The organism is Acinetobacter sp. CY05 (genome assembly GCF_059515805.1).
This window is the reverse complement of the sequence record NZ_JCAKMW010000011.1, coordinates 40,152-62,726: the sequence shown is the minus strand read 5'-3', so window position 1 is coordinate 62,726 and position 22,575 is coordinate 40,152. Positions and strand designations below refer to the sequence as shown.

Annotated in this window: 22 protein-coding genes; 11 read left to right on the top strand and 11 right to left on the bottom strand. The window is 42.7% G+C overall.

The genetic code is table 11. The features are described from left to right. Nucleotide 1: 1 nt before the first annotated feature. From AC5YCD_RS09415 to AC5YCD_RS09405, 3 genes are all read right to left on the bottom strand, one after another. Nucleotides 2-310 (bottom strand): urease subunit beta, encoded by a 309-nt coding sequence (locus AC5YCD_RS09415; RefSeq protein ID WP_122901019.1) that lies wholly within the window; start codon nt 308-310, stop codon nt 2-4. A 9-nt stretch (nt 311-319) separates the two neighbouring features. Further along, a complete protein-coding gene (ureA, locus tag AC5YCD_RS09410; protein ID WP_496129796.1) occupies nt 320-622 on the bottom strand; it encodes an urease subunit gamma in 303 nt (100 codons plus the stop codon). Nucleotides 623-788: 166 nt separating this feature from the next. Further along, the gene (locus tag AC5YCD_RS09405; RefSeq protein ID WP_496129795.1) at nt 789-1,664 is read right to left on the bottom strand and encodes an urease accessory protein UreD; all 876 of its coding nucleotides are present in this window, start codon (nt 1,662-1,664) and stop codon (nt 789-791) included. A gap of 148 nt (nt 1,665-1,812) precedes the next feature. On the opposite strand from AC5YCD_RS09405, the gene lpxL reads away from it, so the two are divergent. Both lpxL and AC5YCD_RS09395 read left to right on the top strand, forming a co-directional pair. Then, nucleotides 1,813-2,748, top strand: coding sequence for an LpxL/LpxP family Kdo(2)-lipid IV(A) lauroyl/palmitoleoyl acyltransferase (gene lpxL / locus AC5YCD_RS09400; protein WP_496129794.1), 936 nt, complete (start codon nt 1,813-1,815; stop codon nt 2,746-2,748). Between the two features lie 14 nt (nt 2,749-2,762). Further along, a complete protein-coding gene (locus tag AC5YCD_RS09395; protein WP_496129793.1) occupies nt 2,763-3,869 on the top strand; it encodes a glycosyltransferase family 4 protein in 1,107 nt (368 codons plus the stop codon). 265 nt (nt 3,870-4,134) lie between these two features. Here the strand turns inward: AC5YCD_RS09395 and AC5YCD_RS09390 are convergent, their stop codons facing one another. Beyond that, complete coding sequence (locus AC5YCD_RS09390; protein ID WP_496129792.1) at nt 4,135-5,262, bottom strand: endonuclease/exonuclease/phosphatase family protein; 1,128 nt, start codon at nt 5,260-5,262, stop codon at nt 4,135-4,137. A gap of 189 nt (nt 5,263-5,451) precedes the next feature. On the opposite strand from AC5YCD_RS09390, the gene asd reads away from it, so the two are divergent. The 5 genes from asd (at nt 5,452) to truA (ending at nt 11,321) form a co-directional block, all read left to right on the top strand. Beyond that, nucleotides 5,452-6,570, top strand: coding sequence for an aspartate-semialdehyde dehydrogenase (asd, locus tag AC5YCD_RS09385; RefSeq protein ID WP_496129791.1), 1,119 nt, complete (start codon nt 5,452-5,454; stop codon nt 6,568-6,570). A 215-nt stretch (nt 6,571-6,785) separates the two neighbouring features. Then, on the top strand, nt 6,786-8,018 hold the full coding sequence (locus tag AC5YCD_RS09380; RefSeq protein ID WP_496129790.1) for a type IV pilus assembly protein FimV: 1,233 nt from the start codon (nt 6,786-6,788) through the stop codon (nt 8,016-8,018). Between the two features lie 78 nt (nt 8,019-8,096). Continuing rightward, nucleotides 8,097-9,485 (top strand): T4P machinery localization factor FimV, encoded by a 1,389-nt coding sequence (gene fimV / locus AC5YCD_RS09375; RefSeq protein WP_496129789.1) that lies wholly within the window; start codon nt 8,097-8,099, stop codon nt 9,483-9,485. A 56-nt stretch (nt 9,486-9,541) separates the two neighbouring features. After that, nucleotides 9,542-10,516, top strand: a complete 975-nt coding sequence (locus AC5YCD_RS09370; protein WP_496129788.1) for an asparaginase — start codon at nt 9,542-9,544, stop codon at nt 10,514-10,516. 7 nt (nt 10,517-10,523) lie between these two features. Continuing rightward, nucleotides 10,524-11,321 carry a tRNA pseudouridine(38-40) synthase TruA gene (truA, locus tag AC5YCD_RS09365; protein ID WP_496129787.1) on the top strand — a complete coding sequence of 266 codons (798 nt, stop codon included), beginning with the start codon at nt 10,524-10,526 and terminating at the stop codon, nt 11,319-11,321. Nucleotides 11,322-11,403: 82 nt separating this feature from the next. Here truA and AC5YCD_RS09360 read toward each other — a convergent pair whose 3' ends face one another. After that, entirely contained in the window at nt 11,404-12,411 is a 1,008-nt protein-coding gene (locus AC5YCD_RS09360) for an AraC family transcriptional regulator (protein WP_496129838.1), read from the bottom strand. 221 nt (nt 12,412-12,632) lie between these two features. Here AC5YCD_RS09360 and infA point away from each other — a divergent pair, with 221 nt between their 5' ends. After that, entirely contained in the window at nt 12,633-12,854 is a 222-nt protein-coding gene (gene infA / locus AC5YCD_RS09355) for a translation initiation factor IF-1 (protein WP_001284370.1), read from the top strand. Between the two features lie 50 nt (nt 12,855-12,904). Here infA and AC5YCD_RS09350 read toward each other — a convergent pair whose 3' ends face one another. The 5 genes from AC5YCD_RS09350 to leuC all read right to left on the bottom strand — a co-directional run bounded on the left by AC5YCD_RS09350 (nt 12,905) and on the right by leuC (nt 17,246). Further along, the gene (locus tag AC5YCD_RS09350; RefSeq protein ID WP_496129786.1) at nt 12,905-13,273 is read right to left on the bottom strand and encodes a lysozyme inhibitor LprI family protein; all 369 of its coding nucleotides are present in this window, start codon (nt 13,271-13,273) and stop codon (nt 12,905-12,907) included. A gap of 123 nt (nt 13,274-13,396) precedes the next feature. Continuing rightward, nucleotides 13,397-14,476 carry a 3-isopropylmalate dehydrogenase gene (gene leuB / locus AC5YCD_RS09345; protein WP_496129785.1) on the bottom strand — a complete coding sequence of 360 codons (1,080 nt, stop codon included), beginning with the start codon at nt 14,474-14,476 and terminating at the stop codon, nt 13,397-13,399. Nucleotides 14,477-14,516: 40 nt separating this feature from the next. Continuing rightward, nucleotides 14,517-15,080, bottom strand: coding sequence for a hypothetical protein (locus tag AC5YCD_RS09340; RefSeq protein ID WP_496129784.1), 564 nt, complete (start codon nt 15,078-15,080; stop codon nt 14,517-14,519). A 67-nt stretch (nt 15,081-15,147) separates the two neighbouring features. Further along, nucleotides 15,148-15,798, bottom strand: a complete 651-nt coding sequence (gene leuD, locus AC5YCD_RS09335; protein WP_496129783.1) for a 3-isopropylmalate dehydratase small subunit — start codon at nt 15,796-15,798, stop codon at nt 15,148-15,150. Between the two features lie 14 nt (nt 15,799-15,812). Then, nucleotides 15,813-17,246, bottom strand: a complete 1,434-nt coding sequence (leuC, locus tag AC5YCD_RS09330) for a 3-isopropylmalate dehydratase large subunit (RefSeq protein WP_496129782.1) — start codon at nt 17,244-17,246, stop codon at nt 15,813-15,815. Nucleotides 17,247-17,497: 251 nt separating this feature from the next. On the opposite strand from leuC, the gene AC5YCD_RS09325 reads away from it, so the two are divergent. The 3 genes from AC5YCD_RS09325 to ovoA all read left to right on the top strand — a co-directional run bounded on the left by AC5YCD_RS09325 (nt 17,498) and on the right by ovoA (nt 21,006). Next, nucleotides 17,498-17,725: a DUF2061 domain-containing protein gene (locus AC5YCD_RS09325; protein ID WP_496129781.1), complete on the top strand. Its 228-nt coding sequence runs from the start codon at nt 17,498-17,500 to the stop codon at nt 17,723-17,725. A 196-nt stretch (nt 17,726-17,921) separates the two neighbouring features. After that, the gene (locus tag AC5YCD_RS09320) at nt 17,922-18,794 is read left to right on the top strand and encodes a LysR family transcriptional regulator (protein ID WP_496129780.1); all 873 of its coding nucleotides are present in this window, start codon (nt 17,922-17,924) and stop codon (nt 18,792-18,794) included. Between the two features lie 91 nt (nt 18,795-18,885). Then, nucleotides 18,886-21,006 carry a 5-histidylcysteine sulfoxide synthase gene (gene ovoA, locus AC5YCD_RS09315; protein WP_496129779.1) on the top strand — a complete coding sequence of 707 codons (2,121 nt, stop codon included), beginning with the start codon at nt 18,886-18,888 and terminating at the stop codon, nt 21,004-21,006. Nucleotides 21,007-21,035: 29 nt separating this feature from the next. Here the strand turns inward: ovoA and AC5YCD_RS09310 are convergent, their stop codons facing one another. Continuing rightward, nucleotides 21,036-22,427, bottom strand: coding sequence for a GntP family permease (locus AC5YCD_RS09310; protein WP_496129778.1), 1,392 nt, complete (start codon nt 22,425-22,427; stop codon nt 21,036-21,038). Between the last annotated feature and the right edge of the window lie 148 nt (nt 22,428-22,575).

Genomic DNA, 22,575 nt, shown 5'->3' with positions numbered 1-22,575 from the left:
CTTAATCCAACTTACCCATTACACGACCCGCAAAGCCATACACTTCACGTTTGCCACTCAGTGCCACCAATTCAATATCGCGGCTTTGTCCCGGCTCAAAACGTACCGCTGTTCCTGCTGCGATATTCAGGCGATAACCTCGCGCTTGTTCGCGGTCAAATTGCAACGCGTCATTGGCCTCAGCAAAATGAAAATGTGAACCGACTTGAATAGGACGATCGCCTGCATTAGCCACACGCATTTTTAAGGTTTCACGACCCACATTCATTTCAATGTCTTGGTTTAAAGTAATGACTTCTCCCGGAATCATAGCCAGCTCCTAAACAATCGGTTGATGCACAGTGACAAGCTTAGAACCATCTGGAAAAGTGGCTTCAACTTGAACTTCAGCAATCATTTCAGGGATGCCATCCATGACATCATCACGACTTAATAAAGTGGTGCCGTAATGCATAAGCTCACTTACGCTCATACCATCCCGTGCGCCCTCTAATAGCGCTGCCGAAATAAATGCAATCGCTTCTGGATAATTGAGTTTTAAACCCCGCGCTTTACGACGCTCTGCGACTAAACCCGCAGTAAAGATCAACATTTTGTCTTTTTCAGTAGGATTAAGTTCCATGTTGCTTTCCTAAATATTTTCTTGGTGTGTTATGCAAAATGTGTGCACGTTATAGAAAGCTGCCCCTAGTCTTCTCCTTATAGGAGAGGGAAATTTACACCTATGTAAAAATGCCTTCTCCTTTTGGGAGATAAGAAGCACTGCTTTGCAAGGCATAAGAGTAAAATTAAGTGCGCCAAATTCTTGGAAATTCTTCATCTAGATCAAACCAATAGCGGCGTAACTTGGCTCGAATCGCGGCAAAGGCATCATGACAATGACGCACATCGTTGCCCAAATAACGCGCTGTAATCACATCATCAAGCAGTGTTAGGCGCACATTAACTTGCATACGCATCATTAATTCACGGATTTGATCAATTTGAGCCTCTAAAGTTGTGCTATTGCGCTGTGCTGGTGGAGCGACAGCCCATAAGCTGCCCATCACTGCCTGACCATGCATGCCTAAACAGGAGCTTAAAAAGCGGTCATTACCACTAAAATTTAAACGATCGGTGACTAATAATCTGTCATCCCGATACAACTGCAAGCTGCTTTGGTAGCTCCCTTGACTAAATTGCTCAGCACAAGCTTGACGACCCAGCACCAACATATCCCACCCCATAAAACTTGCACTTTGATCGAGCATAACTTTGGTGGATGAATTGGCACATGCACCATTAAAGAGCATGGTTTCTTGCGGCAGCCATTCAAAAATAGCGGAGTCTTTCACTGTAATTTCAATATGTTGAAAGGCTTGTTTTTGATTGGTTTTATACCATTTGCCTGCCCCCGGTGTCGTCACTAAGGCATGGGCAGCTTGGCTGGCCTGCATGTGAAAGCTTAAATGATCTCCCCCCGCAATCCCCGCAGGTGGATGCACAATAATGGCATGGCAAACACCGGTTTTTTCTGGCCATAGCATTTTTTGCACTCGAACAGGACCTGTATGTTTTCTGTGCTTTAAAATGGTGCAATTTTGCGCAGCAACAAAGTCAAGCTCCAGTCTAGCAAACCAATATTGCGTGGCATTTGCTTTGGGCGTTACTAAGGCTTGATTCATGATCCCCTCAAATGACAAAGAATTTCCGCAGTGGCTTGCTTAAGCAATAATTGCACCAATTTCTAGCAACGTGGTGTTTGGGGCAAGTTGCGCTTTCATTTGTGCTTCGTGCTAAACTGCTGCGCTCATTTGCTTTAATTCAGTTGTTATGAGTCAAAAACGCACCTATCAGCCCGGTAAATTTGAGTGGTCATTCCTGTTGCCTAAATATTGGGGCATATGGCTGGGTATTGTGTTGTTGATGCTGTTGGCCATGTTACCGTGGGCCATACAACAACGTCTGGCACATATTTTGGGTCGTTTTGCTTTTAAAAAATTAAAATCACGGCGTAAAACCACCCTGCGCAACTTAGAAGTCTGTTTCCCAGAATGGTCAGCGCAACAATTACAAGACAACGCGCGCCAGGTGTTTATTGACCAAATGCTGGGGATTTTTGAAACCCTTAATGCATGGTATACGCCAAAATGGTTTCAAGGTCGGGTGACAATTGAAGGTTTAGAGCATATTCAACATGCGCAAGCCCAAGGTCAAGGTATTCTACTGTTAGGTACACATTCCACTTTGCTAGATGCTGGTGGTTATGCCTGCGCGCAGTTCTTTGATCCCGATGTCGTCTATCGTCCGCAAAATAATCCACTCCTCGATATGCTGATTTATCGCTGCCGACACACCATTTATCAAAACCAAATTGACCATGATGATATGCGGGGTTTAATCCGTCATTTAAAAAATGGCCGTCCAATTTGGTACAGTCCAGATCAAGATTTTGGCTTAAAACAAGGCGTGATGGCGCCATTCTTTGGCGTGTCTGCGGCAACCGTAACCGCACATCGTCGTTTACTCAAAATGACCAAAGCTGCCGCAATTCCTTTGTATTTCTATCGTCATGGTGATATTAAAGATCCCAAATATCACATTATGATTGAGCCCGCACTCGACCACTTCCCAAGCCAAGATGAACTTGCCGATGCCACGCGTACCAATCAAATCATTGAAGCGCAGTTACGCATCGCACCCACCCAATATATGTGGTTCCATCGTCGTTTTAAAACCCGCCCACAAGGCTATGACAAAATTTACTAAGGCAGGAATTTGATATGAAAGTCATGCAGTTATTGCCCGAACTTAATAGTGGCGGTGTAGAACGCGGTACTCTAGAAATCGCGCATGCTTTAGTGCAAGCGGGTCATGAATCTGTAGTGGTGTCTAACGGTGGCCGTTTAGTCGTTGAATTAGAAGCACAAGGCTCTAAACATTGTACCCTTGCCATTCATAAAAAAGCCTTATCGAGCTTATGGCAGATTGGTCCGCTGCGTGATTTGATCGAGCAAGAGCAACCCGATATTGTACATGTGCGTTCGCGCGTCCCCGCTTGGCTGACCCATTTTGCGTTAAAAGGTATCTCTAAAGACAAGCGTCCACATTTAATTTCGACAGTACATGGTTTTTACTCCATTAACCGTTATAGCCAAATTATGACTCAAGCAGAAAAAGTCATTGCGGTATCGGATAGCGTGATGGATTACATCACCCAAAATTATAAAAACTGCCCACCACAAGATATTGTACGGATTTACCGTGGCATTGACCCAACAGCATTTCCACATGGTTATCAGCCCTCAGCAGATTGGCAAGCAAAAACTTGGCAGGAATTTCCTGAGCTAAAAGATAAATTTTTGATTTGTTTACCCGGTCGTATTACCCGCCTCAAAGGTCATGAAACTTTGATTACCCTCATGCAGCAGATTAAAGCGGAGTTTCCACAAGCACATGCTGTGGTGGTCGGTGGCGCAGACCCGAAAAAAGCGGCGTATTTAGACGAGCTAAAAAGCAATATTCAGGCGCAAGGTTTAAGCAAGCACATTACCTTTGTCGGTCATCGTTCAGATATTCGCGAATGGTTGGCCTTTTCTGACCTGACTTTATCCTTGTCTAATCAAGCAGAAACCTTTGGCCGTACCGTATTAGAAGCATTGTCAGTGGGCACACCTGTGATTGGTTGGCAACGCGGCGGCGTCGCAGAAATTTTATCTCAGCTTTATCCGCAAGGTTTAGTTGCAGTCGATGATCAAGCGACTTTATTAGCAAAGCTCAAGCAACATATTCAACAACCGCAAGTTGTAGCGCCTGTAAATAGATTTAGTTTAGATGAGATGTGTAATCAGACTTTAGCCTTGTATAACCAAGTTATACACAGCAAATAAGTCAAAACCCGAGTTCTACATCCTGTAAAACTCGGGTCTTATAAGGTTGTGCTTGCAATATTATTGTTGTTTTTTGTTCTGTGGTTTTCCTTGCCAACATCAAATCCGTGATGCTTGATTCCTACAGCTATTTTCGTCCTGAGTGGGATATTCCATTCCCGATTCCATCTGCTGTTAAAGCTAGATTAAGCTAATCAGGTCTAGCTGCCAATTGGCAACATACCTCATTTTATGTACGTAAATGCTTACACCATCACATAACAGCTTAAGGGGTTTTTGTCCCATCTTTATAGTCTTTTGCCATATCATCAGTCACTATTTTTTCCTCTCGTTCCGCCTTAGCAATGCCCTCTTGGATGGCTTGTTGTGCCTCCTCTTCATCAGCATCGGTTTGTTCAAGCTCTTCTTGAATTTGCTCAAAGACGCGCCCTGTTTGTAGCACCACAAATACTGGAAAATGGTCTGAACCCATATGTGGCAGCCGTTGCATATCCACTAAGGCAAAGTCAGTGCTGTGAAAAATATGATCCAGCGACCAGCGTAGCAAAGGATAATTGGCATGGAAAGTATTGACATATTTACGCCCCACCCGTGGATCAAGCAGGCCACTAATGCGTTGAAACAGTCGCGTCGTTCGCGACCAAGCCACGTCATTTAAATCACCCATCACAATGCAGCTTTCATCAAGATCTTTAATTTGATCACCCACAATCAGCAATTCAGCATCACGTAAAGTTGAGTCTTTGGCTTCAGTAGGGCTTGGCGGTTTAGGATGTAAGCAATAGAGCTGTACCTCATGACCTGAACGTAAGGTGACGGTGGTATGAATGGAAGGAATCTCATCACTTAAGATAAATTTCACTTCGGTGTCTTTGAGCGGCAACTTACTATACAGATGCATACCATATAAGTTGTCTAAAGGCACAGGCACACGGTAAGGATAGGTTTTTTCGATGCATGCCAACTCATTTTGCCAAGTCTGATCAGTTTCTAAAGTAAGAACAATATCAGGTTGATATTTCTCAATTTCTGCAATCAAGAGATAGTATTTTTTATTGGGTGTTAATACATTTGATACCAATAACGAAATCTGTTTATCAGGATCAAGTTGTTCAGGTCGCACACTGGCTACCTGTTTTTTCCAGATAAAGGTATATGGTAAAACCATTTTGAGTTGGTAAGCGAGCGCTGCAATTAACAGGGTCAAAAATACATAACGACGTGTATCCCACTCGCCCGACCAAAATAGCAAGGCCAAAAAAGCCACGAAGCCTAAACACAAAATTTGTAAGCGCGGGAAGTCAGCGCCACGAAACCACCATTCATCACGAGGGATCAACGACCAGAAGCTCAGCCAAATCACCAAACCTGCCACAATTTCAATCCACAGCATCTACCCCTCTCCTTCTTGATATTCTTAATTTTTTAGCCACTTATAAATTTATATCAATTTTGCATCTAACATAAACAAGATATATTGGACAATATTGTTGCTGTTTTGCTGATCTAAGGCTTGCAGTTCAACAGCCTTTTGATACACTCGAATCCCTTTTTATTTTTTTACGCACCGAGGCAAAGTGACATGAAAGTAGGTCTGGTCGGTTGGCGCGGGATGGTTGGTTCCGTCCTTATGCAACGTATGGTTGAAGAAAACGATTTCGCTCATTTCGAACCGTTTTATTTCTCTACCAGTAATGCAGGTGGTGAAGCGCCTGCGTTTGGCGGTAAAACTGCCCCAGCACTTATGGATGCAACAGACATTGAAAGTCTGAAGCAAATGGATGTCATTATTACCTGTCAAGGTGGTGACTATACCACAGCTGTTTTTGCCAAGTTAAAAGCAACAGGTTGGAATGGTTATTGGATTGATGCCGCATCTACCTTACGTATGGATGACGAAGCGATCATCGTACTTGATCCAGTCAACATGAATGTCATTAAAGACGGCTTAGTAAAAGGCACAAAAACTTTCGTGGGCGGTAACTGTACCGTTTCTTTAATGCTGATGGGCTTAGGTTCACTATTCCAAAACAATTTGGTGGAATGGGCAACCTCTATGACATACCAAGCCGCTTCTGGTGCTGGCGCGCAAAACATGCGTGAGTTAATCACAGGTATGGGTTATTTATATAACAATACTAAAGATTTGTTAGATGATCCGCGTTCTCCAATTTTAGACATTGACTCTAAAATTGCTGCGCTTCAACGTGGCGAAGAGTTCCCATCAGCAAACTTTGGCGTGCCTTTAGCGGGTTCTTTAATTCCGTATATTGACAAGCAATTAGAGAGCGGTCAGTCAAAAGAAGAATGGAAAGGTCAAGTTGAAACCAATAAGATCCTAGGTAACCAGCAAATCGTACCAATTGATGGCCACTGTGTACGTATTGGTGCGATGCGTTGTCACTCGCAAGCAATCACCTTAAAACTGAAAAAAGACGTACCATTAAACGAAATCGAAGATATGATTCGTCAGTCTAGCCAATGGGCAAAAGTCGTACCAAACACGCGTGAAGCGTCTATGACGGATCTAACGCCTGTTGCGGTAACCGGTACTTTAACTGTACCAGTCGGTCGTCTACGTAAAATGAATATGGGCAAAGAATATCTTGGCGCATTTACTGTAGGTGACCAACTGCTTTGGGGTGCTGCTGAGCCTTTACGCCGTATGTTACGTATCTTAATTGATTATAAAAATGCTTAATTGAGTTTAAGTCAAAACGAGCCGGTCACATAGACCGGCTTTTTTGTGTCTTGTCTATGACTGTTTGGTTTTATTGAGTAAACTAGTTACAGCTCTTTTTATTACCTGCCAAGCTTTTAGAGAACGACGAACTATATAAAATGAATTTTTATAATAAATTTAAATTAACTGTCTTTAGTTGCTTAATTTCACAGCACATTTATGCCTTAAATTTGATGCCAATTGAGGTGCAATCCGCACCCGGCGAGTTATTGTATGCTGAAATTGCCTTTGAACATGCCAACCCCAATCATCCCTTACATGTGGGTCTAGCCACAGCTAAGGATTTAAATGACTTAGGTGTTTATCATCACCCCCCCGGTCATTTAAGCTTCTTTGTGCGCCAGTCAAGTAGTGATACTGGGGTGATTACCATCACCTCTCCACGTCCTGTGATTGAAACCGAACTTAATGTGGTGGTTAAAATTCAACATGCTGGTTCCACTCGTTTACAACATATTCAAACCCGTTTAGCAGATTTAAAAACCCAGCAAGCAACCACTGCAGAAAAAAAATTAGTACCGATTAAAGTACAACGTGAAGAAGAAATTGCCTTAAACCTACCTGTTACTGATCCACATGGCGCTGTTGCACCTGCTGTCAACCGTCAAGAGCAGCCCTTACAACTCAGCACGTCAACACCGCCTTTAATACAAGGCACAGCAGTCACTACAACCTCACCTACTACAGCAGCTCAAGCCGCAGCCATTACCAAAGCATCAGATGCTTCAACAGTTGCAGCAGGTGAAACTGTATTGGTAGTCCAAAAAATCGCTCCGCCACCCCTGCAAACTCAGCAAAATAAGCAGTTGGCTCATGCGCCACAATCTACCTCTGCCCAAACAACGCATAGCCGTTCGATTCAGTCTTCTCCCTCTCAGCAACATATTGTGCAAAGCAATGAATCTCTATGGGGAATTTCAACCCAAATTGCCAAGCAATATCAGCGCTCAACTGCTGAAGTGATGCAGGATATTCAACGCAATAATCCACAGGCATTTATTGGTGGCGATCCCAATAAATTACGTCGCGGTGCCTTACTTAGTTTTAACTTAGAATCAACACCTGTTGGCCAAGAAAAAATTGCCTATCAGGATTTACCTAGGGTGAGCGCTCAGCAATCTGGCAAAGCCAAATATCGTCTCACTGAGGCCAAAATGAGTCTAGTTGCACAGAAACAATCTGATTCTGTACAAGGTTCTGCCAAAAAAAGCACACAAAGTACTAAAAGCTCTGAGCAGTTAGCATTAAAAGTTATGACAGCTCGCGAAAAAAGCGTTAAATTACAGAGAAACGTAACACAGTTGGATCAGACGCTTAAGCAAAAGGATCATAGAATTCAACTACTAAATACTCGTCTTGCGCAATTGCAACAGCAAATCAAAGCGCAGCAAGTACAGAAAAAATGACCAATTTAGGTGTTACAACAACGATTTTTTTGGTGGATTCAGCTGACCTAGACTGCTCTCCACAAGGGGTTAATTAACATGCTGTTATACGTGCTTCCATTTGTTCTGCTATTGGTTGTTGCACTGATTTTAAAAAAACGTGAAGCCAGTAAAGAGGCTGATTCAGTTAAAAAAACAACCTCGACTAAAAGCAAAGCAAAAGCCGCAACTGTAACTAGCGCAGAGATTACAGATCATGTGGCGCAACCCAAGCAAAATACTTTGGTTGCCAACGAACGCTCAACTTTAGCGCCTGAGTTACGTCGCCATATTGAAAATCAAATACGTGAGGGCAACTATTTTGCTGCTGAAGCACAAATTAACCAAGCATTAAATCGTGATAATGGTCAGCATGAGCTGTATTTGATGTTGCTAGATTTGCATTTACTGCAAAATGATGAGTTCGCGATTAATCAGCTGTTCACACATTTACGTTCTTTACAGCTCGATGATGTTTTGGCCCAAGCACAAGCGCAACGTGAAGCACATGAACAAAAATTAGCCCAACAAGCCAAGGCCAAAGCAGAAGCACAAGCAGCGCAATTTGCACAAAATTCAGTCTCTTTTGATCAATTACAAGAGCAAGTCACTACGGCTAAATCTCAAGCGCCACTTGAGTTTACACAGCCAGAACCGCGGACGTCAGATGCTGAAGTCAAAGCACCTGTTGCAGTTCAAGCTCAGCCTCAAGAACCCCAAGCACTTGAGTTTAGTTTTAGTCAGCCACAAAAAGTAGCACAACCTGCGCAGCCTTTAGAATTTAGCCCTGCTCCAGCTGCGGCGACTGAAAGCAAAACTGAAGAAAAATCTCTAGATTTTGCTTTTAATTTAGATCAAACTGCCGCAGCACCCGCAGCTCAAGTGCAAGCGCCTCCTGCCGACAATAGCCTTGAGTTTAGCTTTAGTCCAAATAAAGCAGCTCAAACTTCTGAATTAGAATTTAATTTAGATTCAGCATCCGCGCCTAGTAGTCAACCAAGCAATTTTAATCTAGCCGATGCCGCTGTTGCTAAAGCACCTGCAAAAACAGAGCTGGAATTTAATCTTGATCAACCAGCTACAGCAAAACCTAAGCTAGAAGTTAGTCTTGATCCTGTGCCAACGCCTCAGGCATCTACACAACCTCAAGCAGCAGCTGATCGCAAACTTAACCCGCAAGATTTCGAGTTTAAGATTGAAGCACCAGCTGCTACTACAAGCGCAGATAAGTCACCTACTCAGCCTACAGTCGAAGCCAATGATCCGCTGTTGCAATTATTCCCAGCACTCGGTCAAATTGACGAGGCAGACTTAAACTTACGTCTAGCGGCTGAGTATATTCGTGTTGGCTCTTACCAACATGCACAAAGCCTGTTAGCCGAGCAAGAAGCCAATTACAATGCACAACAACGCCAAATAGCCACAGCGTTACGAAATAAAATCGCCTAAAGCTGGCATTTCGCTCTAAGATAAAGCAGTCATCCTTGGCTGCTTTTTTATTTTATATGAAAAAAATCGCGTTAATTTATATGGGCGGTACTTTTGGTTGTGTAGGCGAACCCTTAAGCCCAATGCCTGCAGCTCAATTTATTCCTGAGCTTGAAAAAATTTTATCTAAAGAATTAGCCATTGAGTGTTTTATTGCACCTTGCATTAAAGACAGTAGTGCCTGTACTCCGCGTGATTGGTTAGCGCTAATCCAACAAATTCAAACGTTGCAGCAGCAAAACTATCAACACTTTGTCATTCTGCATGGCACAGACACCCTAAGCTATGCGGCAGCATTACTGGCGCGCTTTTTGGGTCAATCAGCGCACGTGGTGGTCACAGGCAGTCAATATCCGCTGTTAAATGTGCAAGGCAATGATCTGCGCCAATTTACAGATGCTCTCGATAATTTAAACAATGCTTTGTATGCGGTACTCAAATATCTAAGTGGCGTTTATGTGGCATTTCATCATCAACTGTTCCATGCACAAACTGTACTCAAACAGCACAGTATTGAGCTTGATGCCTTTGCAGGTTTAGCAGCCAATGAAGCCTTTGACTCCCATGCGCAGCACTATCAGGTCAGTGAACGTGACTTACAACGTGCTGATGATTTCCGCTGCCTCAATTTAATGTGGCAACCACTCAGCCTAAAACAGCATATCAAACAGTTACAGCAGCTCTGCCAAGACCCACCCGATATCTTAATTTTACAAGGCTTTGGAATTGGCAATTTACATGCCGATAGCCTCATGCTAGAGCTATTCAATGATCTCTATGCAGCAGGTTGCTTAACCCTACTCACCAGCCAAGTGCCGTTTGGTGGTCTAGATCAACGTTATGCGGTTTCAGCATGGTTACAGCATGCCAAGATTTTAAGCAGTGATTGTGCCAGCCATGCAGATCTTTATGCAAAAGCCTTTAAAATCTATTTACAATACCCGACCGTGGATGAGCGCCGTGCTCATTGGCATGAACAATTAAATTCTTGAGGTCACTATGCAACGTTTTGCCATTGGTATTGAATTTTGTGGGATGCAGTATCGCGGCTGGCAAACCCAGCAAGCAGGTGTGATCAGTCTGCAAGAAACCATTGAGCAAGTGTTAAGCAAAATCGCCAATGAGCCGATTATATTACATGGCGCAGGTCGTACGGATGCCGGAGTACATGCCACCAATATGGTGGCACATTTTGATACCCATGCCATCCGCCCTGTGCGTGGTTGGCTCATGGGTGCCAATAGCCAGTTACCCAAAGACATCTCGATCCAATGGATTAAAGAGATGGATGATAGCTTCCACGCGCGCTTTAAAGCCAAGGCTCGTCGCTATCGCTATGTGGTATATAACAACCCTATGCGCCCTGCCTTATTGTATAAGCAAGTTACGCATGTTTATCAGCCACTCAATGTCACCAAAATGATGCAGGCAGCGCAAAAGTTTGAAGGTACGCATAACTTTGAAAGTTTCCGCGCAGCTGCTTGTCAGTCTAATCAACCTGTACGCCATGTCAGCCATTGCCGCCTCATTCAGCATGGTTGCTACTTAGTTTTAGATATTCAAGCCGATGGCTTTTTACACCATATGGTACGTAATATCATGGGCTGTTTATTGGAAATTGGCCAAGGCATGTATGAGGTAGATCATATTGATACCATCTTTGCCGCCGAAGACCGTTCTGCAGCAGGCATTACCGCCCCCCCAGATGGCCTGTACTTTATTCACGCCGATTATCCAAGTGAGTTTGAACTGCCGAAAATGCCACTTGGCCCGCATTGGCTCAATATGCCTGAATAAATTATTAAATAGTCCCTCCTCTTGCGAAGTAGTGCTTCTCTTCGCTTAACCTCCCTTTTGTAAAGAGAGCTAAGGAGGGATTCTAACGCTGCTTACGTTTACGATATTCCACCGGCGTCTCATCACTCCAGCGTTTAAAAGCCCGATAAAACGTGCTCGGTTCAGAAAAACCCGTGAGATATACAATCTTTTCAATACTTTCATTGGTACCTGCCAATAAACGCTTGGCTAAGCGACACCGATAATCTGATAAGATTTGCTGAAAACTAGTATCTGCATCACTGAGCTGGGTACGTAAGCGCCGTGGCGTAATTTTAAGCTGAGCAGCCACGGTTTCTAAGGTGGTTTCTCCGCTCTCTAAGGTCGCACCAATGGCACGGCGCACCTCACCCACTAAATCATAACGCGCCAGCTCTTGTAGCTTCTCTAAGGCCAATTGTTCATGCAACTGTAGCAGTTCAGGTTCAGCTTGCCATAAAGGATAATCCAACACACCAGCATCAAAATATAAACGCGTTTCTTTTTGCTCTAAACTGACTGGACAGCCATAAACCCGTAAATATTCTTCATCCGCTGCACCTTGCTCAAAATTAAAATCAATATATAAGGGCTCAAAACGTCCTTCAGTCATAAACTTAAAAAAGCGAATCACGCCAGCCATAGCACACTCGGTAAAGTGTCGATTGACAAAATTATCTGCTTTGCCACGCGTGCCGTTACTTAAATAACAACGTCCCTCTTCAATGACCAATACCGCATGAAAGGCATCACTGATCAGACGCTGATAAGCCAAAGCACGTTTTAAACCTTCGCCAAAATTTTCACTACTTAAAAATAAATGCTCGATCACCTGACCACGATATAAAGGCAAATGTTCACCTAAATGTAAGCCAATATCGCAATCCCCTGAAACCTCTTCTGCCGCACTCCAAAAGGCATGTTGTGCACTTAAAGGGGTACGTTTATTGGTTTGTATTTGATTGAGTGCCACACCCGCTTTGCCAAGAATCTTCTCTGTTGGTAATCCCGCACGGCGTAGTGCTTGATAGCCCAAGCGTAATATCACTGATGCATCCGTTAGCTGAGCCACGCCTAGACCTTCCTTGTATTGCCATAAAACCATAAGATTGAGCTTAACTTTGATTGTCACAACTCACAACTACTGTGCATTTGATTTTAAGCACAATCTGTATACTGTGCATTCGCTTATTTTACTCTCACCTAGGCGACCAGTGCCGCCTTGCTGCCTTGTATTTGAGAAAAAAATTGACTATAATTTGCACCTTTCCAATTTATTCATTCAGGTAGGCTATGGCCAATAAAGAGGAACTCATCGAGTTCGAAGGCGTTGTCACCGAGACGCTTCCTAATACTATGTTCCGTGTACGTTTAGAGAACGGTCACGAAGTGATTGCTCACATTTCTGGTAAAATGCGTAAACACTATATCCGCATTTTGACTGGCGACAGTGTAAAAGTTGAAATGACACCTTATGATTTGACTAAGGGTCGTATCACGTACCGTGCACGCTAAGTTTTAGTGTAAGCAAAAAAGCCACTGTTTTAAGTGGCTTTTTTTATGCTCTAGCGAAGCTGTTTAGTTTGGCAACCAATGGTTTTACATTCACGAATCCGCTCACGTAACCATGCATTGCGCGTGGTGGTTTCATCTAAATTACATTGTACAAAGACCTGTCTGTGTTCTTCACTCGAACAGGTTGCATCGCGTTGTTTAATCCAGGCCAGTTGCGCTGTTCTTAAACTGACTTTTTGCGCTGGTGTGAGATGTTTTCTCAGTTCTGCATAACTTTTGTTGAGTTCTGCATCTGCATCATGAAAAACTTTATTGGTGCAATAGACATCATCATAGGTATTACGTGGATTTTCACAGTTATTTGCAAAGCTTAAACTGCTGATTGCCAATAATATTAAACCCAACCCTAGTGCTTGCATGGTGCCACTCCTTGTAGCTGCATTGATTTACTTTAAAAGGAAATGCAGCCTAGTTCTGTAGCGCTTTTGCAGCATAAAAAAACGCAGCCTTAAGCTGCGTTTTTAAAGCACGTTTGATGCAAATTAGTTTAATGCAGCCACTACAGCTTGACCCATCTCGATCGTACCGACTTTATTCATGCCTTCAGACATAATATCCGCTGTACGTAAACCTTGATCCAATACGTTGCCTACCGCATCTTCAATAGCTTTGGCTGCCGCTTCTTCACGGAAAGTATAACGTAGCATCATAGCAACAGATAAAATTGTTGCCAGTGGATTGGCAATGTTTTGACCTGCGATATCTGGTGCTGAACCATGGCAAGGTTCATACATACCTTTACCATTTTCATCTAAAGATGCAGATGGCAACATCCCAATAGAGCCTGTCAACATGGCAGCTTCATCAGATAAGATATCGCCAAATAAGTTACCTGTCACCAATACGTCAAATTGTTTTGGCGCACGTACCAACTGCATTGCTGCGTTGTCGACATACATATGTGACAAATTGATCTCTGGATATTGCTCAGCATGCAATTGAGTTACGGTTTGTTTCCAAAGCTCAGTCACTTCAAGCACGTTGGCTTTATCGACTGAACATACTTTGCCGCCACGAAGTTTTGCCATTTCAAAGGCCACTTTGGCAATACGTTTGATTTCAGATTCCGCATAAACGTCGGTGTTAAAGCCTTGTTTTTCGCCGTTTTCGAGTTCACGGATACCGCGTGGTTGACCGAAGTAAATACCACCTGTTAATTCACGAACAATTAAAATATCAAGACCCGCTACAATTTCAGGCTTTAAGCTTGAAGCACCCGCCAACTGCGGATACAAGATTGCAGGACGTAAATTCGCGAATAGATTTAACTCAGAACGTAATTTTAATAAACCACGTTCAGGACGGATTGAGCGTTCAATGGTATCCCATTGTGGACCGCCTACTGCACCAAGTAAAATTGCATCTGCACGTTTGGCTTGTTCAGAAGTCACGTCTGGATATGGTGCACCGTGCGCATCAATCGCGGCACCGCCTAATAAACCTTGTTCCCACGTCAAACCCAGATTGAATTTGTCATTCACAGACGTTAAGACCTGTTCAGCAGCTTTTACAATTTCAGGGCCAATGCCGTCACCAGCTAAAATCAAAATATGTTTTGACATGAGATATTCCATTGATACATGACTAAAAAATTTAGTCCAATTAAAGTTTTTGTTCTACAAACTCACCCACGCTAGTTATAGCATCATAGGGTTTGCAAAAACGACGAATGGTCTTTTGCTCTTGCTTTAAATCAACACACAAAGGGTCAGGAACCGAGGCTTTGAGTAAACTGGTACTCCGTGTGGTATTCCGTTTACGATACATCTGCAAGGTATAAGACGTTTTGGCCTTAAATCTATGAATTAAATGCAACTTTTCTGCTCGGTCTTTAGACACTGGATAGAAACGTAACACCAATTCATGCGAACCTGCTGGTACTGACAAATATAAAGCGTTGTTTTTACCTAAATGGCTTTGTTGCAAACGCAAAATTTTTGCCTGTATGGCTTCACGATAAACTTTATGTTTATCGCTATCCACAATTTGAATCGCATTAAAACGTTCAAATTCACAATTACTGGTGCCTGTACAATAAATTAACGCATTGTTTTGCGTCGCTTTTGTTTCAGGCACATGTTTAATTTGTGCAGTATCGACCAATTGGCAGGCACTGAGTAGCATGATTGCGCTCAGTACCAAACCGCTAAAGCATGTTTTTTTCATCTTGCTACCGAATGCCAATGAAATTTGAACAAAATGTTAGCAAGACTTCACAATCGAAGCTATGGCTTTAGCCACGAATTTCGTTAAATACCCAAGGACGTGCTGCTTTGGTTTTTTCTTCATAAGCACGAATGTCATCGCTTGCTTGTAAAGTTAAACCAATATCATCTAAACCGTTTAATAAGCAGTGCTTACGGAATGGATCGACTTCAAATCTAAAGCTTTCTCCACTCGGTGTACGCACTTCTTGTGCTTCTAAATCGATGGTTAACTGATAACCTTCATTTGCAAAGCATTCTTTAAATAACTGATCCACAATCTCTTCAGACAAGATCACAGGTAACATGCCATTTTTAAAGCTGTTATTAAAGAAAATGTCCGCATAACTTGGTGCAATCACAGTACGGAAACCGTATTCTTCCAATGCCCACGGCGCATGCTCACGGCTCGAACCACAACCAAAATTGGCACGTGAAATCAAGATTGATGCACCTTGATAACGCGCTTTGTTTAATTCAAAGTCTGGGTTAATCGGGCGTTTTGAGTTGTCTTGACCTAAATAACCTTCATCCAAATAACGAAGTTCATCAAAAAGGTTAGCACCAAAACCAGTACGCTTAATTGATTTTAAAAACTGTTTTGGAATAATTAAATCTGTATCGACATTGGCACGGTCTAATGGTGCAACGATACCTTGTTCAACGGTATATTTTTTCATGTTGTTTGCTCCTATTAGAATGAACGTACATCAACAAAGTGACCTGCAATCGCTGCTGCTGCTGCCATTGCTGGGCTCACCAAGTGGGTACGACCACCATTACCTTGACGACCTTCAAAGTTACGGTTTGAAGTCGATGCACAATGTTCGCCCGGCTGTAATTTGTCTGCATTCATCGCTAAACACATTGAGCAACCCGGCTCACGCCATTCAAAACCTGCTTCGATTAAGATTTTGTCTAAGCCTTCCGCTTCTGCCTGTGCTTTGACTAAACCAGAACCTGGTACCACCATCGCTTGTTTAATGCTTGGCGCCACTTTTTTGCCTTTGGCAACTTCAGCCGCCGCACGGATATCTTCAATACGTGAGTTGGTACACGAACCAATAAACACGCGGTCTAATTGAATATCAGCCAAAGCCTGACCTGCGGTTAAGCCCATATATTGGTAAGCACGGGTCCAGTCATTACGCTGTACATCATCTTTGGCTTGTTCTAAAGTTGGTACCGCTTGAGTCACAGGAATGACCATTTCAGGTGAAGTACCCCAAGACACTTGTGGCTCAATCTCTTCACCTTGAAGCACAACTACGGTATCAAAGTGCGCGCCTTCATCAGAATGCAAGGTATTCCAGTATGCTACAGCTTGATCCCATTGCTCACCTTTTGGCGCATATGGACGATCTTTTACATATTCAATGGTTTTTTCATCGACAGCGACCATACCCACACGGGCACCGCCTTCAATGGCCATGTTACAAACTGTCATACGGCCTTCGATCGACATATCGCGGAACACTTGACCACCAAATTCAATCGCATGACCGGTACCGCCAGCAGTACCAATCTTGCCAATGATGGCTAATACCACATCTTTTGGTGTAACGCCTTGACCCAATTTTCCGTCAACACGTACCAACATGTTTTTCATTTTCTTTTGCACTAAGCATTGGGTTGCTAAGACATGCTCAACTTCCGATGTCCCAATACCATGTGCCAAACAGCCAAATGCACCATGGGTTGCTGTATGTGAGTCACCACACACCACTGTCATACCTGGCAAAGTTAAACCTTGCTCAGGTCCAACTACATGCGCAATCCCTTGACGCACATCATTAATATCAAACTGCACCACATCAAAGGTTTTACAGTTGTCATCTAAAGTTTGCACTTGGATACGTGAAGTATCATCTTCAATACCCGAAATACCTTCAGCGCGCTCTTTTTTAGAGGTTGGTACGTTATGGTCTGGTGTTGCTACATTGGCACTTAAACGCCAAGGCTTACGACCCGCCAATTGCAAGCCTTCAAAGGCTTGTGGAGAAGTCACTTCATGCAATAAATGACGGTCGATATACAGTAAGCTGGAGCCATCATCTCGTTGTTTTACTAGATGGTCATCCCATAATTTGTCATACAATGTTTTTGCTTGTTGGGTTTCGCCTGCCATGTCGATTTGCTCCACTGGACTGGGTAAATTCTTTCATTAATTATGGATTATAAACGGCTAATACCATAAATCTAATTTATCATTTTTATTAATTTAAAAACTTTTTTTAATAGGTTAATCCCTATTCATCTCGTGCAACTTATCATCTAATTTTCCTATTAACATTAAAAATATATTCGCTTTTACAAATTAAATGAGAATGCTTATGATTTACTTATCGGCACATGAATAGCATTTTGAGGAGCAGCAACATGGCACATATTCAAAACTTTGTTGACCAAAACCAACGTATGTTTAAAAAGACCTTAAGCTACTACATCATGCACATTACAGTTGCGATGTTAGTGGGCTACTTTGTCACAGGCAGTATTTGGATGGCAATGACCTTAAGTATTTTAGAACCCACCATTCAAGCTGTCGCTTACTTCTTCCATGAGCGGGTATGGGATAAAAAAAATCAAGCCATGCAAGATGCATAAAAAACTAACTGCTCCGTAAAAGGTCACTGATTTTAGTGGCCTTTTTTTGTAGCAATTTTACCAATAGATAAAACCATGACTAAATAGTGAGTCAAGTGATCATATTTTGACGCAAATTGTGCATTTTTTCTTTGCTTAAACATAAAAACTTATAAATAATGAAATAAGCATAAAAAAACTTTATGGATAAGCGCTTATGAATCTTGCAGCCTTTGAAGCCTTTGTCAAAGTGATGGAAACGGGTTCAATTTCGATGGCAGCTGATCAGCTGTTTATTACCCAACCCGCTGTGACAAAACGTATTCATAGTTTAGAAGAATACTTTGGCGTTAAGCTATTTGAATCTGCTGGACGTGGTGTACAAGCGACCCATGCAGCACACTCGCTATTGCCCAAAGTTAAAAACTGGCTCAATGAACTAGGTGATATTCACCATACTTTAAGTCACGAACAAAACGAAGTGCAAGGTAAGTTAAAGCTGGGCACTAGTCATCATATTGGCTTGCATCATTTGCCGCATCATTTACGTCGTTATGCGCAAGATTATCCAAATGTACGTTTAGATGTACGTTTTGTAGATTCAGAGCAAGCCCATGAACAAGTGCTCGCAGGCGATTTAGAGCTGGCTTTTTTAACGCTACCGCCGCAATTAGACAGTCGTTTAAAATATGTGACGATCTGGAATGATCCTTTGGTGTTCGTGGCTGCACCTTTTCATCCATTAGCCAGTCAACGTGATCTAAGCTTGCAAGATCTAATTGCCTACCCAAGTTTATTACCTGCTGCACAAACCTATACCTCGCAAATCACTTTAGCGGAATTTGAAAAGCAAGGGGTCAAGCCTAAAGTCACTATGAGCAACAATCCACTTGAGTCTATTCGGATGTTGGTCTCTATTGGTCTAGGTTGGTCAGTCTTGCCTAAAACAATGGTTAGTGAAGAACTGCAACAACTCGATATTAATTTAGAAATGCACCGCCAATTGGGTATGGTATGGCATCCGGGACGTAGCCAATCAAAAGCTGCACAAGCTTTGGTAAATCTCATGTCGCCTCATCACAGCAATTAAAATTTGTTTACACACAACAAAAATAACTTCGCGTACATTAAAAAGATCAGCCTCGGCTGGTCTTTTTTAATAATAACAAGCGGAGCAGTGTATGCACCAACGCGTTTTAGAGCGAGCGACTGAACTTCATTTCTCTCCCAATTTACAACAATCCGACCCTGAACAATTACGCCAAGATATTCGTGACTATTTTTTAGAAACCTTTGCCTGTTATGAGTCCTTATTCGATTGTTTAAAACCAGAGGGCTTTTATGAAAAAGCTATTCCTTTGCGTCATCCATTAATTTTTTATTATGGTCATAGCGCAAGCTTTTTTATCAATAAATTATTATTAGCCAAATTGATTACCGAACGCGTTCATCCACACTTTGAATCACTGTTTGCTGTAGGGGTAGATGAAATGAGTTGGGATGATTTGGATCATCGTCATTATGATTGGCCCAGTATTGCTGCAGTACATGCGTATCGGCAACAAGTTAAACAGATCGTACTTGAAGTCATTGATCGTATTGCTATGCAAACACCGGTCAATTGGCAACATCCATGTTGGCCGATTCTGATGGGCATTGAGCATGAACGCATTCATTTGGAAACTTCCTCTGTTTTAATTCGGCAGCAAAAACTAGATTATGTCCAACCCCATTCTGCTTGGCGTGCTTTTACTCAGCAACATAGCGCACCGCAAAATACCTTGTTGCCTGTCGCTGCCAGCGACATCTGTTTATACAAGACCCAAGCCAACCCGTATTATGGTTGGGATAATGAATATGGCATTCATAAAGCGCAAGTTGCAGCATTTAGTGCCAGTCGCTATTTGGTGAGTAACCAAGAGTTTTTGGCATTTGTTGAGGATGATGGTTATACACAAACCGAGCTGTGGACAGATGAAGGGCGCGAGTGGCTTAAATTCTCACAGGTCAAACATCCCACCTTTTGGCAACAGTCTGCACAAGGTTGGCAGTTGCGTTTGATGACCGAAATGGTGCCTATGCCTTGGGACTGGCCAGTAGAAGTCAACTTTCATGAAGCTAAAGCATTTTGTAATTGGAAAAGTCAACTTACCGCACAAAAAATTCGCTTACCCAGTGAAGATGAGTGGTATGCCCTTTATCAAAGCACGGGCTTAAGCCCAGAACAGATTCAACAACAGGCCAATTTGCAACTCAAACTGGCAGCCTCTGCATGCCCTGTCCATCAGTTTGCGCATGGCGATTTCTACGATGTGCAAGGTAATGTCTGGCAATGGACTGAAACACCCATCTACCCTTTTGATGGTTTTCAGGTCCATCCAATTTATGATGATTTCACCACCCCAACTTTTGATGGTCAACATAATCTGATAAAAGGCGGTTCATGGATCTCTAGTGGTAATGAAATTTTACATTCCGCACGTTATGCCTTTAGACGACATTTTTTCCAACATGCCGGTTTTCGTTATGTCATGGCTGAACAAGAGCTCAATCCTATTCAATCGCATTATGAAACCGATAAGCTTGCAGCCGAATACTTAGAGTTCCAATACGGCCCAGAATATTTTGGCGTGGCTAATTTTGCGAAAACCTTAGTACAACTGGCCATGCAAAAACTACCTGAACTTAACAAAGCTCAAGCCCTAGATTTAGGCTGTGCCACTGGACGGGCCAGCTTCGAACTGGCACATTATTTTGATCAGGTCACCGGCATTGATTTTTCGGCACGCTTTATTCAACACGGCGTACAATTAGCCAAGCAACAAACGTTGCACTATAGCATCTGCTTAGAAGGCGATTTAGTGGAACATAAATCTTGCCAACTCCATCATTTGGGTTTAGATCAAGTGGCAGATAAAGTCGCCTTTTTCCAAGGCGATGCCTGTAACTTAAAGCCCCAATTTAGCGGTTACGATTTTATTTTAGCGGCCAACTTAATTGATCGTCTGCATCATCCTAAAGCGTTCTTAACAACAGTCCATCAACGTTTAAATGTGGGCGGTGTATTGATGTTAACCTCGCCTTATACCTGGCTCACGGAGCATACCGAACGTAGCGAATGGATTGGTGGCTTTAAACAGGATGCAGAAAATTTTACCACGCTAGATGGACTCAAAGCCTTGCTTAGTCCGCATTTTGATTTAATTGAAGCACCACAGCATGTGGAATTTGTCATTCGTGAAACTGCACGCAAATTCCAACACAGTTTAAGTGAAGTCACGCTGTGGCGACGCAAAAGCTAAACCAAGAAAAGCGCCTCTAAGGCGCTTATTTAAAATGAACCAAACAATGTCCCCAAAGTAATGGCCACCGTTAAAGAAACCATTGGAATCAATACCGTGCACATGGCTACATTGGCATAAGATTGTTTGTGAGTCATGCCACAAATTGACAATAAAGTAATCACTGCACCTGAATGAGGTAAAGTATCCAAACAGCCTGCAGCCAAAGCGGCAATACGGTGTAGTAATTCAGGATTAATACCCGCGGCATTTGCCATTGCCAAGTAATCAGCCCCTAAAGTCGATAATGCAATCGACATCCCCCCTGAAGAAGAACCAGTAATCCCTGCCAAAACATTCATGGCAATCGCTTCTGAAATCAATGGATTACTCGATACATTGAGCACCATGTCGCGAATGATGATAAAACCTGCCAAAGACGCAATCACTGCCCCATAACCCACCTCAGACGCTGTATTAAAAATAGGTAACATTGAACCCAAAGCGCCTTTATTTACCGTTTCCTTCAGGTTATTCCATTTACCTAAACGTAATAAAATTAAGCTTAAACAGGCCACCACTAAGGCAATCACTAAAGCCCATAAACCAGTTTGTTTAGTTGGTTCTAATTTCGGATAAAGTTGTTGCAATGAACTAAAGTCCATATTTGGAAAAATTAGATAGGTGAATACAGCATTGACGCCAATTACGAGCAGTAAAGGTAAAAATGCCAAAAATACCGGCATTTCACCTTGTGAACTCACACCATTTTCTAACTTTTCTGCTTCTTGGGTATCAATGCCATAGCCTTCGCCGTTTTTACGTGCTTTATTGGCACGGCTTTGTAACCACATACAACCTAAAGCAAACATAATCAAGCCAGAAATAATGCCTATACCCGGCGCGGCAAATACATTGGTGGCAAAAAATGGAATTGGAATCGCATTTTGAATGGAAGGTGAACCCGGTAGTGCGGTCATGGTAAAGGTAAATGAGCCTAACGCAATCGCCCCAGGAATTAAGCGCTTGGGAATATTGGCCGCTTGAAACATAGATTTCGCAATTGGATAAATTGCAAACGCCACCACAAAAAGTGACACCCCGCCATAAGTTAATACACCACAGGCTAACACAACCGTCAAAATGGCGCGTTTATGACCTAATTTTTGCATGATCCAGTTTGAAATACTCGAGGCGGAACCTGAATCCACCATCAGTTGTCCAAATAAAGCACCTAACAAAAAAATAGGAAAGAATTTTAAAATATAGCCGCCCAAAGCCGCCATAAATGTTTCAGTATACTGCGGCATCATGTAGACCATGTCACCCGAGAGGACGATGGCAACGGCTGCCATAATCGGGGCCAAAATCAACACTGAAATACCTCGATAGGCAAAAAACATCAGTAATACCAATGAGATGATGATTGCTAAAGTACCCATTTTTTCTCCTTATTTTTTATTTTGTTGTTATCCGTAACTTTTTACACAGCTTAAACCATCAACAACAGATGAGCGCTCACATCATCTTGATGCTAAGGCTGTGTTAGATGTGCATTGATGAGGCAATAGACAGATGCTCTACCCACTT